Here is a 13,748-nt window from a genome sequence, read left to right on the forward strand (position 1 = left end):
ATAGCGAGTCCTGACTACATCCGTTTCATTGTACTAGCCCGTGCTCAAGCCCATAGCGGATCAGCTCCGCCGTGGTTTCCAGGCGCATTTTTTCCAGCAGGCGCTTACGGTATTCGCTGACGGTCTTGACGCTCAGATTCAACTCCTCGGCGATCTGGGTCAGGGTCTTGCCCGCCGCGATGCGGGACAGCACCTGATACTCCCGATCCGAAATCCGCTCGTGGGGCAGCTTGTCGCCGTCGTCGGCCAACGCATTGGCCAACTGCTCCGCCAGGCTGGGACTGATGAAACGCTTGCCGGCCGCCACCTGGCGAATCGCGGTGACCAGCAGCTCCGGCGCGCTCTGCTTGGTCAGATAGCCCGCCGCGCCGGACTTGATCGCCCGCACCGCGTATTGCTCCTCCGGGTGCATGCTGAGGATCAGCACCGGCAGGCGGGGGAACTCCTTTTTCAGTTGCTTCAGGGTATCGATGCCGTTGCGGTTGGGCATCGTCACGTCCAGCAGGAAGACGTCCCAGCTCTGTTGCCGGGCCAGGCGCAGCGCATCGGCGCCGTCGGCGGCCTCGCCGGCCACCACCATGTCCTCGGTCTCGGAAAGAATCTGCCGCAGGCCCTGCCGCACAATGGCATGGTCGTCGGCGATCAGCACATGGATTTTGTCGGCCATCGGAGCAATTCAAAAAAGGTTCTTCTGGCGCTCTTCCTCGGCCGGAAGCGGCGCCTGTCCATTCAGGGGCAGCCGCAGGAAGAGATGGGTGCCGCCCTGCTCGCCCGCCTCGATGCGCAACTCCCCGGCCAGGCTCCGGCACCGCTCGCGGATGCCGCGCAGGCCGAAGGATCGCGGCTTCCCCATGTCATCCTCGGAAATCCCTCTGCCATTGTCGCGCACTTCCAGCAGGATGTGGTCGCCCTCCCGCTCCAGGCGCACCGCCACCAGGGAGGCATGGGCGTGCTTGGCGACATTGGTCAACGCTTCCTGCGACACGCGAAACAGCGCCAGGGAAACGGCCTCCCCCAGTTCCACGACATCGCCGAGGCACTGCACGCGACAGGCGATGCCGGTGCGTTGCGTGAAATCCTCGGCCTGGCACTCGATCGCCGCCTGGAGGCCGAATTCCTTGAGAATGCCGGGCCGCAGCTCCCGCGCCACGCGGCTCGCGGTTCCCATCGCCTGGTCCAGCAGCCCCTCGATGGCCTGCGCCTTGCTCTTCAGCGGCTGCGACACGGCCGGCAGCTTGGCCGACAGCAAGGCAACCTCGATCTTGATCGCCACCAGCAGACTGCCCAGTTCATCGTGGATGTCGCGGGCGATGCGCTCCCGCTCGTCCTCCTTGGCGGCCTCGAGGTAGGAAGACAATTCGGCCAATTGCTCGCGGGAGCGCCGCAGCGCCGCCTCGGCCTCCTTGCTGCGGGAAATGTCCGTGGCGATGCCGTGCCAGTGGATGCTGCCGTCGTCCTGCAGGCGCGGCGAGGAGCGCAGGTTGATCCACTTCTGGCGCGGCTGGCCGCGGCCCCTGGTGCGCCCCTCCCAGTTGAGCAGCGTCAGCCCCCGCGCCGAGGCGTCGATCGCCTGCAGCAGCGAGGAGCGCTCGGCGGAGTCGATGGCGTCGAGGAAATTCAGGAAGGAGCCGAGCACCTCGTGGGGTTTCACCCCCAGGAGCTTCTGCCCGCCCTCGCTGACATAGAGGAAGCGCAGGGCGCCATCCGCGGCGCGCGCCAACTGGAACACCATCCCGGGCAGATTGCCGGCCAGGACGCGAAAGCGGTCCTCGCTCTCCCTGAGCATCTCCAGGGCGGCCTGGTGATCCAGGCCGGAGGCATCCAGGAGTCCTTCCTGATGCCCGGGGAGATGTCGCGGTCCTCCCTCTTCGCGCGCCGGCCGCGACCGCTGCGGGCTCGCGCCCGAAACCGAGGGGAGGATGGCCATGGGCGGAAGGCTTACTTCTCCATCCGCAGTTCGGCCGCCCGGGCATGGGCGATCAGCCCCTCGCCGCGCGCCATCACCGAGGCGACGGGCCCCAGGCCGCGGGCGCCGGCGGCCGAGACCTCGATCAGGCTGGTGCGCTTCTGGAAGTCATAGACCCCAAGCGGGCTGGAAAAGCGTGCGCTGCGTGAGGTGGGCAGCACATGGTCGGGCCCGGCGCAGTAGTCGCCGAGGGACTCGGAGGTGTAGGGGCCGATGAAGATCGCGCCGGCATGGCGTATCCGAGCCACCAGCGGGCGCGGGTCGGCCACCGCCAGTTCCAGGTGTTCCGGCGCGATGCGGTTGGCGATCACGCAGGCCTCGTCCAGGTCGGTCACCTGGATCAGCGCGCCGCGCCCGGAGAGGGAGGCGGCGATCACTTCCCGGCGCGGCATCTCCGGCAGCAACCGGTCGATGCTGGCCACGACCCGCTCGATGTAGGCGGCATCGGGGCAGAGCAGGATCGACTGGGCCATCTCGTCGTGCTCGGCCTGAGCGAACAGATCCATCGCGACCCAGTCCGGGTCGCTGCTGCCATCGGCGATGATCAGCACTTCGGAGGGGCCGGCCACCATGTCGATGCCCACCGTGCCGAAGACGCGGCGCTTGGCGGCGGCCACGTAGGCGTTGCCGGGGCCGACGATCTTGTCCACCTGGGGAATGGTCTGGGTACCGTAGGCCAGCGCGGCCACGGCCTGGGCGCCGCCGATGGTGAACACCCGGTCCACGCCGGCCAGATGGGCGGCCGCGAGCACCAGCGGGTTGCGTTCCCCACCCGGCGTCGGCACCACCATGATCAGCTCGCCGACGCCGGCCACCTTGGCCGGAATCGCGTTCATCAGCACCGAGGAGGGATAGGACGCCTTGCCTCCCGGCACGTACAGCCCGACCCGGTCCAGCGGCGTCACCTTCTGCCCCAGGCGGGTGCCGTCGGCCTCGGTGTACTCCCAGGAATCGGCCTTCTGCCGCTCGTGATAGACGCGGATCCGGTAGGCGGCGGTCTCCAGCGCCTGCTGTTGCGCCGAAGCCAGGGCGGCGAACGCGGCGGCAAGCTCGGCCGGCCGCAATTCCAGCTCCACCATGGCGGTCGCCGGCAGACGGTCGAACCGGCGGGTGTACTCCAGCACCGCCCCGTCGCCCAGGGTACGCACCTGCATCAGGATCTCCGCCACCGTGCGCTCGATGGCCTCGTCGGTGGAATCGTCGAAGGCCAGGAGGCCGTCCAGCGTCGAGAGGAATTCGGGATCGCGGCTGCTCAGGCGCCGCGGTTTCGCCACGGCGCTCATGTCGGAATCGCTTGTGCGAAACTCTCGATCACCGGCTGCAAGAGTTCGCGCTTGACCTTGAGCGCGGCCTGGTTGACCACCAGACGCGAGGAAATGGCCATGATCTCCTCCACTTCCGCCAAGTTGTTGGCCTTGAGGGTGCTGCCGCTGGACACCAGGTCCACGATGGCGTCGGCCAGGCCCACCAGGGGCGCCAGCTCCATCGAGCCGTAGAGCTTGATCAGGTCCACATGGACGCCCTTGGCGGCGAAATGGACCCGCGCCGTTTCAAGATACTTGGTCGCCACCTTCAGGCGCGCGCCCTGCCGCACCGCCGAGGCATAGTCGAAACCGGCGGGCACCGCCACGCACATCCGGCACTTGGCGATGTTCAGGTCCAGCGGCTGGTACAGGCCGGCGCCGCCGTGCTCGATCAGCACGTCCTTGCCGGCGATGCCCAAGTCGGCGGCGCCGTACTGGACATAGGTCGGCACGTCGGAAGCCCGCACGATCACCACGCGCACGTCGGGCCGGTTGGTGCCGATGATCAGCTTGCGGGATTTCTCGGGATTCTCGGCCGGGACAATGCCCGCCGCCGCCAGCAGGGGCAGGGTCTCGTCGAAGATGCGGCCCTTGGAAAGGGCGATGGTGATTCCGGTCATGAATAACCTTTAGCCACGGAACAGGGAAAGCGCGGAGGAAGCCGGGGACAAGGCAGCGGCTTTCCCCTGTGCTCTCAGCGACCGACGGGTTTTGATTCTACTTGCTTAGCGTACCCGCCGCACCCGGGCGCCCAGGGCCGCGAGCTTCTGCTCCAGCCCTTCGTAGCCCCGGTCCAGATGGTAGATGCGCTCGATCAGGGTTTCGCCGCGCGCCACCAGGCCGGCGATCACCAGGCCCGCCGAGGCGCGCAGGTCGGTGGCCATCACGGTGGCGCCCTCCAGCGCCTCCATGCCGGTCACCACCGCGGTATTGCCGTCGATGCGGATGTCGGCGCCGAGACGGATCAGTTCCACCGCGTGCATGAAGCGGTTCTCGAAAATGGTCTCGCGGATCACCGCCGTACCCTGGGCCACGGTGTTGATGGCCATGAACTGGGCCTGCATGTCGGTGGGAAAGGCCGGATAGGGCGCGGTGCGGATGGATACCGCGGACAGGCGCCGCGGCGCCTTGAGATGGATCGCGTCGCGCTGGCAGGCGATCTCGCAGCCGGCGTCCATCAGCTTGTCGATCACGGCATCGAGATAGGCGCCGGAGGTGCCGGTCAGCCGCACCTCGCCGCCGGTGGCGGCGGCCGCGCAGAGATAGGTGCCGGTCTCGATCCGGTCCGGCATGATGCGGTGGGTCACCCCCTGCAGGCGCTCCACGCCCTGGATGCGGATCACGTCGGTGCCGGCGCCGGAAATGCGGGCCCCCATCGCCACCAGGCAATTGGCCAGGTCCACCACTTCCGGCTCGCGCGCGGCGTTTTCGATCACCGTCTCGCCGGCGGCCAGGCAGGCCGCCATCATCAGGTTCTCGGTGCCGGTCACCGTCACCATGTCGGTGAACAGGCGGGCACCCTTGAGCCGGGTGCCGCGGGCATGGACGTAGCCGTGCTCGACGCCGACTTCCGCGCCCATCGTCTGGAGCCCCTTGATGTGCTGATCCACCGGCCGGGCGCCGATCGCGCAGCCGCCGGGCAGCGACACCCGTGCCTCTCCCAGGCGCGCCACCAGGGGCCCCAGCACCAGGATCGAGGCGCGCATGGTCTTCACCAGCTCGTAGGGCGCCACCGGATTGGAGAGACCGCCGGCGTCCAGGATGACCCGGTCCGCGTCCCGCTCCACGGCCACGCCCATCTGGGCCAGGAGACGCAGCATGGTGTCGATGTCGTTCAGCGCCGGCACGTTGGTGAAGGTCACCGGCTCCTTCGTCAGCAGGGCGGCGCACAGCAGCGGCAGCGCGGCGTTCTTGGCGCCGGACATCGCCACCTCGCCGGAGAGGGCGACGCCCCCCTCGATCAGCAGCTTATCCACCCAGCGACTCCCACTCTTCCGGCGTCAGGGTCTGCATGGACAAGGCATGAAGCTCGCCCGAGTCGAGGCGGTCCTTGATGGTCCGATAGACGTGCTGCTGGCGTTTGATTCGATTCATTCCGGCGAATTCGGCGCTGACGATGACGGCCTCGAAATGAAAGCCGTCGCCATCCACACGCAGGTGCTGGCAAGGCAGGCCGGCAGCGATCCAGGTTTCGATTTGCTTGGGGTCGAGCATGGTTCAGTTTCTCAGTTTGTAGCCGCGTCGCAGCAGTTCCAGGGAAATGGCCGTCGTCAGCGCCAGGCTGGCCAAGGCCACGGCCAGGCTTTGCCAGGGCGAGACGTCGGAAAGCCCGAAGAAGCCGTGGCGAAAGCCGTCGATCAGGTAGAACACCGGATTGTAATGGGAGATGGCCTGCCAGAAAGGCGGCAGGGAATGGATGGAATAGAACACGCCCGAGAGGAAGGTGAGCGGCATGATCAGAAAATTCTGGAAGGCCGCCAACTGGTCGAACTTGTCGGCCCACAGGCCCGCCAGGAGACCCAGGGTACCGAGCAGCGCGCCCCCCAGCAGGGCGAAGGCGATGATCCAGAGCGGGTTGGCGAACTGCAACGGAGTGAACCAGAGGGTCACCAGCAGCACGCCGACGCCGACCATCATCCCGCGCAGGGTGGCGGCGATGACATAGGCGGCGAAGAAGGCGCCATAGGAAATCGGCGGCAGCAGGATGAAGACGATGCTGCCCATCACCTTGGACTGGATCAGCGACGACGAGGCATTGGCGAAGGCGTTCTGCAGGATCGACATCATCACCAGGCCGGGCACCAGGAAGGCGGTGTAGCGCAGGCTGCCGTAGACCCGCACGTGCGCTTCCAGGACGTGGGAGAAGATCAGCAGATAGAGCATCGCCGTGATCACCGGCGCGCCCAGCGTCTGGAAGCCCACCTTCCAGAAGCGCAGCAGCTCCTTTTTGAGCAGGGTGAGAAAGGCGGTCACAGGCTCATCGCCTCCTGGCCCATCAGTCTGACGAAGACTTCCTCCAGGTCCGGCTTGCCCATTTCCATGTCCTCGATCACGCAGCCGGCGGCGCGCACCGCCGCCATCACCGCCTCGACCTCGTCGAAGCGCTCGAAGGACAGCACCCACTGCCCGCCGCGCGCGGTGGCGCCGGCGGCGATCTGTGCCGGCAATTCGTCGCCCTCGCGCAGACGCAGGCGCAGGCTGTGCTGGGAAAAGCGGCGCAGCAGATTGGCCGTGGTGTCCAGCGCCACCACCCGTCCGGCCTTGAGCATGGCGATGCGGCCACAGAAGCTCTCGGCCTCTTCCAGGTAATGGGTGGTCAGCACGATGGTGTGGCCTTCCCGGTTGAGGCGCTGGATGAAACGCCACAGGGTCTGCCGCAATTCCACGTCGACGCCCGCCGTGGGTTCGTCGAGGACGATCACCGGCGGCCGGTGCACCAGGGCCTGTGCCACCAGCACGCGACGTTTCATGCCGCCGGACAGCGCCCGGGTCGAAACGTCGGCCTTGCCGGCGAGGTCGAGGCTGAACAGGATCTCGTCGATCCAGTCGTCGTTGTGGCGGATGCCGAAATAGCCGGACTGGATGCGCAAGGTCTCGCGCACCGTGAAAAACGGATCGAACACCAGTTCCTGCGGCACCACGCCGAGCAGGCGGCGCGCTTCGCGATACCGGGTCTGGACATCCTTGCCCAGCACTTCGAGCCGGCCGGCATCGGGACGCACCAGGCCCGCCAAGGCCGAGATCAGGGTGGTCTTGCCGGCGCCGTTGGGACCCAGCAGGCCGAAGAACTCGCCTTCGGCGACCTCCAGGTCAACGCCGTCCAGCGCCTGGAGGGACCCGTAGCGCTTGGTCAGTCCACGGATCAGGATCGCGGAGGCCATTGGATCGCCAGGGGGCGCCAGGAATGGAAACCGCCGCCGCTCAGGCCAGCGGCAGCAGATCGCTCACGCCATAGACGGCGGCGAGGCTCAGCATGTCCCGGGGCGGATTGACGATCTGGAAACGCTTTCCCTGCCGCTCGGCCTCGCGCATCCAGGCGAACACCACGGCGATCGCCGAGGAGTCCACCTCCGACACCGCCGCCAGATCGAACACCGCCGGATCCTTCGCCATCGCCCCGGCCCCCGCCGCCAGCAGCGCGGAAGCCTGGGGCAGGGTCATGGCGCCTTCGACCGCCAGACGGTCACCTGCCTCGCGTATCATTTTTTCGCGACCGACGCCTCGGCGGACTTGTTCTTGGCTTCCAGGGACTTGATCAGGCCGTCCAGGCCGCCCGTCGCCACCTCCTGCCGGAACTGGTCGCGATAGCTGATCACCTGGCTGATGTCGGCGATCACCATATCCACCACCATCCAGTTGCCGCCGGTCTTTTCCAGCACGTAGTTGAGGGTGATCGGTTTGCTGCCCGCCTGCTTGATCTCGGTGCGCACGGTCACCTCGGTGTCCGCCGGCGCCGCCCTCAGCGGCTTGAAGTCCACCGTCTGGGTCTTGTAGGCCGTCAGCGCATTGGAATAGGTGCGCACCAGCAGGGTCTTGAATTCATCGGTCAGGGCCTTCTGCTGCGCCGGCGTGGCCTGACGCCAGGACTTGCCCACCGCCTGGGCGGTCATGCGCTGGAAATTGAAGTAGGGCAGCACCTTGTTCTCGACCAGCTCGATGGCCTTCCTGGTGTTGCCGCTCTGGATATCCTTGTCCTTGCGCAGGATATCGAGCACCTCGGTGGTGACGTCACGCACCAGCGCATCCGGGGCCACCTCATCGGCCAGCACCGAACCGGCGATCAACATCCCTGCAAACAAACCCAACAGCCACTTCATGATTTTTCCCTTTTCAGTCATTCTTCATCGTCGATCCGGGGCGGCGCACCGTCATATATTAGGCTGCGCCGGCGCTGCAGATAGCCGTCCCGAATGTAAGAGTATTTGTCCAGCGCGGCTTCCTCGATCACCTTGTCGGCCGGCAGCAGCGCCGTCCGGTCGCTGATCAGGCGCGTCGCCAGCAGGGTATTGCGCGCCGGTACGTCACCGACGTTGCCCACCGGATCGACATGGATGTCGGCCACCAGGCCCACCGTGTCGCGCACCGTGCGCGGCCCGAACACGGGCAACACCACGTAGGCGCCGCTGCCCACGCCCCAGCGGCCGAAGGTCTGACCGAAGTCCTCGTCATGCTTTTCCACGCCCAGATCGGTGGCGATGTCCATGAAGCCCAGCACGCCGATGGTGGTATTGACCATGACCCGGCCGAAGTCGTTGATCGCCTCGGGCATCTTGCCCTGGAGCACGTTGTTCACGCCGATGAAGGCGTCGGCGATGTTGCCGAAGAAATTGGCGACTCCGTTGCGCGCGGTCTGCGGCAACGCCGCCTCGTAGCCCTGGGCCACGGGCTTGATCACCGCCTTGTCCAGTCCATCGTTGAAAGCGAACATGGCGCGATTGAAGCCCTCGATCGGGTCCTTGGGATTGCCCGACGTGGCGCAACCGCCCAGGACGAAGGCCAGGGTCAGGGCGGCCGAGAGCCGCATCCAGATTTGGTTATTCACGTCGAACTCTTTCCTCGTCGCTACTTGGCGGGTTCTTCCGCCGCCTTGCTGAACAGGAACTGGCTGATCAGTTTTTCCAGCACCACCGCGGACTGCGTTTTCTTGATCGTGTCGCCGGCCTTGAGCATCTCGGGATCGTCCCCGACATCGAAGCCGACGTACTGCTCGCCCAACAGGCCCTGCGTATTGATGGTGGCGAAGGTGTCGCGGGGGAACATGTAACGGCGATCCACTTGCAGGGACACCACGGCCACGTAGTTCTCCGGGTCGAACTTGATGTCGGAAACCCGCCCCACCACGACGCCGGCGCTTTTCACCGGGGCCCGGACCTTCAGGGCGCCGATGTTATCAAACTTGGCCTGGAGCAGATAGGTTTCCCCCGACTCCGCCGAGCTCAGGTTCCCCACCTTGAGCGCCAGGAACACCAGGGCCACCAGGCCGATGGCGACGAAGAATCCGACCCACAGGTCGAGCACGGTTTTATTCATTTAGGCACCCCGGAACATGAATGCGGTAAGGATGAAGTCGGCGGCGAGAATGGCCAGCGACGATGTGACGACGGTGCGCGTGGTGGCACCGGAAACCCCTTCGGCGGTCGGCTCGGCGTCGTAGCCCTCGAACACGGCGATCCAGGTCACGATGACGCCGAACACCACGCTCTTGATGACGCCATTGACGATGTCCTCGCGGAAATCCACCGAGGCCTGCATCTGCGACCAGAAGATCCCCTCGTCCACGCCGATCATCTGCACGCCGATCAGGTAGCCGCCGAAGATGCCCATCGCCGAGAACAGCGCCGCCAGCAGCGGCATCGAGATCACGCCGGCCCAGAAGCGCGGCGCCACGACCCGGGCGATGGGATCGACCGCCATCATTTCCATCGCCGACAGTTGCTCCGTCGCCTTCATCAGGCCGATCTCGGCCGTGATCGCGGACCCCGCCCGACTGGCGAACAACAGCGCCCCCACCACCGGCCCCAGTTCCCGCACCAGGGTCAGGGCCACCAGGGTGCCCAGGGCGGAAGCCGAACCGAAGCGCTGCAAGGTATCGTAGCCTTGCAGCCCCAGCACCATGCCGACGAACAGCCCGGACACCAGGATGATGATCAGGGACAGCACGCCGGTGAAATAGATTTCCCGGATGGTCAGCCCGAAACGCCGCACCGCGGTTCCGGAATGCATCAGGGTCGCGAGCAGGAAGCGACTGGCGAAGCCCAGGCGCCACAGGCGATTGGTCAGCGTACTGCCCAGCCAGCGAACCTTGTCGCCGAACTTGTCATTGAACACGCGCAGTCTCCCGCAATATCTGCTCCCGATAGGAACGGGACGGGTAGTGGAACGGCACCGGTCCGTCCGTCTCGCCCCAGATGAACTGATGCACGTAGGGCGCGGTGGAATTCCGGATCTCGTCCGGCGTCCCCTCGGCCACGACTTTGCCTTCCGCAACGAAGTAGACGTAATCGACGATCTTCAAAGACTCCTGCACGTCGTGGGTGACCACGATGGAACTGGCGCCCAGGGCGTCGTTCAAGGTGCGGATCAGTTGACCGACGATGGACAGGGAGATCGGATCGAGACCGGCGAACGGCTCGTCGTACATGATCAGCATCGGGTCCAGCGCGATGGCCCGCGCCAACGCCACCCGCCGCGCCATGCCGCCCGACAGCTCGGACGGCGTCATGCGATGCACGCCGCGCAGTCCCACGGCATTGAGCTTGAGCATCACCAGGTCGCGGATCGCGCTTTCGGGCAGGTCGGTGTGCTCCCGCATCGGGAAAGCCACGTTGTCATACACGGACATGTCGGTGAACAGCGCGCCGAACTGGAACAGCATCCCCATGCGCCGGCGCAGTGCGTAGAGCTGCCGGTCGTCGAGATCGTTCATCCGATTCCCGGCCACCAGAACCTCGCCGCTGGTGGCCCGCACCTGGCCGCCGATCAGACGCAGCGTGGTGGTTTTGCCGCCGCCGCTGATGCCCATGATGGCCACGACCCGGCCTCGGGGAATCTCCATGTTGATTCCCGTGAGGATGGGGCGGCGACCGTAGGCGAAGTTGACGTTGCGCAGACTGACCAGGGGGGCGGAAGACACGGCTTTGGGGGCTCTCTGCTTGGGGCTCTCTTTTGAAGTCGGGGGATTTTATCAGAGTCTCCGCGACGATCCCGGCCATCCGGCAATGCGCCTTGCGAGAAGGAAGCCGGCCATTGCCGAACAGCGTCCCGGTCGACCCGAAAAAATGCCTTTGAAATATGCCAACGTCGCATTATAGTATCCGTAATATTCAATCAACATGAATCGGCATTCATGAACAACCGCCTGTTTCGGATCATTGTCACGGCCATGGGCGCATTGCTTGCAGCCGCTTGCGGCAATGCTCCGACACGGCCATCGCCAGCGACTCACCTGCACGAGGAAGCGCCCCCGGCCTCCGACGTTGCCATGATCCCGCCCACGGTGAATTACAGCGCCAGTCTGCCCGATCCACGCCCCACCGCAAGGCGGGAGACCTACGGCGTGGTCGTCCACGACGTCAAGGCCCACGACCTGCTCTTCGCCCTGGCACGGGATGCACGGCTCAACGTGGATATCCATCCGGGCATCAACGGCACGGTGACCCTCAACGCCATCGACCAGACCCTGCCGCAATTGCTGGCCCGCATCGCCCGGCAGGTCGACATGCGCTGGGAGCTGGCCGGGCCGAACCTGACGATCATGCCCGACACGCCCCACCTGAAGATCTACAAGGTCGATTACGTCAACATGTCCCGGGAGGCGTCCGGCACCACCGGCGTCAGCACGCAGATCGCCTCGGCCGGCCCCCAGATCGGCGCGACGCCCCCCGCGCCCGGCAACGCCTCGATCACCCGGGTGGAACACACGGCGAAGAACCACTTCTGGTCCTCCCTGGAAAGAAACATCAAGGACATCCTGCGGGAGACCGACAAATTGCTGCCCGAAGGCTCCCACGAAACGACCATCGAGCGCTCCGACCAGCAATCCACCACCGGTACCGGCACCCCGTCGGCGGCCGCCGGCCGCAAAGGTCATGCTGGCAGCCACGCCGGGGGCAACGGCGGTACCGCCTCGCTGGCCGCCAGTCCAAACGCGGCCAGCATGGAGGAATCCGCCTCGACCGTGGTCAGGCGCGCCACCTTCCGCGAAGCCGCATCGGTCATCGCGAACCCGGAAAGCGGGGTCGTCGCGGTGCGGGCCACGTCCCGCCAGCACGAAGTCATCCAGGACTTCCTGGATCAGGTGATGGCCCGCGCCCAGCGCCAGGTGCTGATCGAAATGACCATCGCCGAGGTTCAGCTCGACCATCGGCACCAGCAGGGCATCAACTGGCAGAGCCTGCGCAGCGCCCGGAACGGGACGCACACCGCGGGTTTCTCCCTCGGGCAGGCGCAGCGCAACGACGGCGCCACGGGCAGTCTGCTTAACAATCCGGCCCAAAGCGACGGCCGCTCCTTCGTCCTCGACTACGTGGCCCCCGGACTGGGCATCTCCGCCACGCTGTCCCTGCTGGAGGCATTCGGCGACGTCCGGGTGCTGTCCTCGCCCAAGCTCAGCGTCCTCAACAACCAGACCGCCCTGCTCAAGGTGGTCAACAACATCGTCTATTTCGAAGTGAAGGCGGACACGACCACCAGCAACAACGGTCCGGCCCAGACCACCTTCACCACGACCCCCAAATCCGTCTCCGTCGGCCTGGTGCTGTCCATCACGCCGCAAATCGGCGCCAGCGGCGACGTGCTACTGAATGTCCACCCCAGCATCTCGCGCCAGAAGGGGCCGGGGAAACGGGATCCCAACCCGAATCTCCCGGCCGGCATCCCCAATGTCGTGCCGGAAATCGAAACCCGGGAAATGGAGTCCATCCTGCGCCTGCGCGATGGGGAGATCGCCGTGATGGGCGGACTGATGCAGGATGTCATCGACAACTCGACCGACACCGTCCCGGGTTTGAGCGAGACTCCGCTGCTGGGCGCCCTGTTCAGGCAACGCAACGAATCCCGCGCCAAGACGGAGCTGGTGATCTTTCTGCGTCCCATCGTGCTGCGCGTCCCCAGCCTGGCGGGGGATTTCCGCGACTACCGCCCGAGCCTGCCGGGACCGGACTTTCTGGGCGATCCGGTCGGCAACGCCGACAGGCGGGTCTCCCCATGGGCACAACGATGACCCGCCGGCGATTTTCGCTGCTACCGCTACCGCTGCTGCTCGCCATGGGCAGCGCCCCATCCACCTCGGGCGCAGAAATCGCCGAAGAGACGGCGCAGCCCTCCGGCTTTCTCTCGGCGGCGCCGGGGCCGCAGCGACGGCCGGCACCGGACCGATCGATCCAGGTCAAGCCGCTCCGGCCCGCCATCGACCCGGCGCAGGCCGAGGCGCATGCGGCATTCCAACGCGGCGACCTTGCCGCCGCCCAGGCCGCCTACGAAAAAGTGCTGGACAACGACCCTTGGAACGAGGACGCCCTGCACGGCATGGCGGTGCTCAATCTGCGCCTGGGGCGGCCCGGTGTCGCCGAGACGTTTTTCCAGCGGGCATTGGACGCAGACCCGCGCGACGCCTTCGCCCTCGGCATGCTGGCCGGCCTGCAAAGCCCGGCCGACCCCGCGGAAGCCGAGCGGCGCATCAATGCCCTGCTGACGCGGGTGCAGGCGGCGCCCGCCCTGCTCTTCAGCCTGGGCAACCTGCTGGCCGCCCAGGCGCGCTGGAAAGAAGCGCAGCACGCCTATTTCAAGGCCGTGGCCCAGGCGCCGGACAACCCCGACTATCTCTACAACCTCGCCGTCAGCCTGGATCACCTGCACTTGTCCGACATGGCCGCCCGGCATTACCAACAGGCCCTGGCCGCCGCCGATCGCGGCCCCGTGGCCTTTGACCGGGACCGGGCGGGCGCGCGACTCAAGCAACTACAACCGTGATCCGCACA

Annotated in this window: 16 protein-coding genes; 2 read left to right on the forward strand and 14 right to left on the reverse strand. The window is 66.3% G+C overall.

Going from position 1 to position 13,748, the window contains the following annotated elements; genetic code table 11:
• Positions 1–25: 25 nt before the first annotated feature.
• The 14 genes from B9N43_RS07765 to B9N43_RS07830 all read right to left on the reverse strand — a co-directional run bounded on the left by B9N43_RS07765 (position 26) and on the right by B9N43_RS07830 (position 10,903).
• Complete coding sequence (locus B9N43_RS07765) at positions 26–667, reverse strand: response regulator transcription factor (protein WP_145841711.1); 642 nt, start codon at positions 665–667, stop codon at positions 26–28.
• 9 nt (positions 668–676) lie between these two features.
• Positions 677–1,927, reverse strand: a complete 1,251-nt coding sequence (locus B9N43_RS07770; protein WP_145841712.1) for a sensor histidine kinase — start codon at positions 1,925–1,927, stop codon at positions 677–679.
• Positions 1,928–1,938: 11 nt separating this feature from the next.
• Positions 1,939–3,249 carry a histidinol dehydrogenase gene (gene hisD / locus B9N43_RS07775; protein WP_145841713.1) on the reverse strand — a complete coding sequence of 437 codons (1,311 nt, stop codon included), beginning with the start codon at positions 3,247–3,249 and terminating at the stop codon, positions 1,939–1,941.
• A complete protein-coding gene (gene hisG / locus B9N43_RS07780; protein WP_145841714.1) occupies positions 3,246–3,890 on the reverse strand; it encodes an ATP phosphoribosyltransferase in 645 nt (214 codons plus the stop codon). Before hisG ends, hisD begins: the two co-directional genes overlap by 4 nt.
• A gap of 105 nt (positions 3,891–3,995) precedes the next feature.
• Positions 3,996–5,246 (reverse strand): UDP-N-acetylglucosamine 1-carboxyvinyltransferase, encoded by a 1,251-nt coding sequence (gene murA, locus B9N43_RS07785; RefSeq protein ID WP_145841715.1) that lies wholly within the window; start codon positions 5,244–5,246, stop codon positions 3,996–3,998.
• Complete coding sequence (locus B9N43_RS07790; protein WP_145841716.1) at positions 5,239–5,484, reverse strand: BolA family protein; 246 nt, start codon at positions 5,482–5,484, stop codon at positions 5,239–5,241. Before B9N43_RS07790 ends, murA begins: the two co-directional genes overlap by 8 nt.
• A gap of 3 nt (positions 5,485–5,487) precedes the next feature.
• A complete protein-coding gene (locus B9N43_RS07795) occupies positions 5,488–6,243 on the reverse strand; it encodes an ABC transporter permease (RefSeq protein WP_145841717.1) in 756 nt (251 codons plus the stop codon).
• Positions 6,240–7,151, reverse strand: coding sequence for an ABC transporter ATP-binding protein (locus B9N43_RS07800; protein ID WP_145841718.1), 912 nt, complete (start codon positions 7,149–7,151; stop codon positions 6,240–6,242). The genes B9N43_RS07795 and B9N43_RS07800 overlap by 4 nt, the downstream gene beginning before the upstream one ends.
• 40 nt (positions 7,152–7,191) lie before the next feature.
• Positions 7,192–7,473, reverse strand: coding sequence for a lipid asymmetry maintenance protein MlaB (locus tag B9N43_RS07805; protein WP_145841719.1), 282 nt, complete (start codon positions 7,471–7,473; stop codon positions 7,192–7,194).
• Positions 7,470–8,087, reverse strand: a complete 618-nt coding sequence (locus tag B9N43_RS07810; protein ID WP_222428837.1) for a phospholipid-binding protein MlaC — start codon at positions 8,085–8,087, stop codon at positions 7,470–7,472. Before B9N43_RS07810 ends, B9N43_RS07805 begins: the two co-directional genes overlap by 4 nt.
• Positions 8,088–8,104: 17 nt before the next feature.
• Positions 8,105–8,812: a VacJ family lipoprotein gene (locus tag B9N43_RS07815; protein WP_261379423.1), complete on the reverse strand. Its 708-nt coding sequence runs from the start codon at positions 8,810–8,812 to the stop codon at positions 8,105–8,107.
• Between the two features lie 20 nt (positions 8,813–8,832).
• Positions 8,833–9,300 carry an outer membrane lipid asymmetry maintenance protein MlaD gene (gene mlaD, locus B9N43_RS07820; RefSeq protein ID WP_145841721.1) on the reverse strand — a complete coding sequence of 156 codons (468 nt, stop codon included), beginning with the start codon at positions 9,298–9,300 and terminating at the stop codon, positions 8,833–8,835.
• Positions 9,301–10,062 (reverse strand): lipid asymmetry maintenance ABC transporter permease subunit MlaE, encoded by a 762-nt coding sequence (gene mlaE / locus B9N43_RS07825; protein ID WP_409994733.1) that lies wholly within the window; start codon positions 10,060–10,062, stop codon positions 9,301–9,303.
• Positions 10,063–10,087: 25 nt separating this feature from the next.
• Positions 10,088–10,903, reverse strand: coding sequence for an ABC transporter ATP-binding protein (locus B9N43_RS07830; RefSeq protein WP_222428838.1), 816 nt, complete (start codon positions 10,901–10,903; stop codon positions 10,088–10,090).
• Positions 10,904–11,251: 348 nt separating this feature from the next.
• Between B9N43_RS07830 and mshL the strand changes: the two genes are divergently transcribed.
• A complete protein-coding gene (gene mshL, locus B9N43_RS07835) occupies positions 11,252–12,991 on the forward strand; it encodes a pilus (MSHA type) biogenesis protein MshL (protein WP_145841723.1) in 1,740 nt (579 codons plus the stop codon).
• Positions 12,976–13,740, forward strand: a complete 765-nt coding sequence (locus tag B9N43_RS07840; protein WP_145841724.1) for a tetratricopeptide repeat protein — start codon at positions 12,976–12,978, stop codon at positions 13,738–13,740. The genes mshL and B9N43_RS07840 overlap by 16 nt, the downstream gene beginning before the upstream one ends.
• The last annotated feature ends 8 nt before the right edge of the window (positions 13,741–13,748 follow it).

The organism is Denitratisoma sp. DHT3 (assembly GCF_007833355.1).
GTDB lineage: Bacteria > Pseudomonadota > Gammaproteobacteria > Burkholderiales > Rhodocyclaceae > Denitratisoma.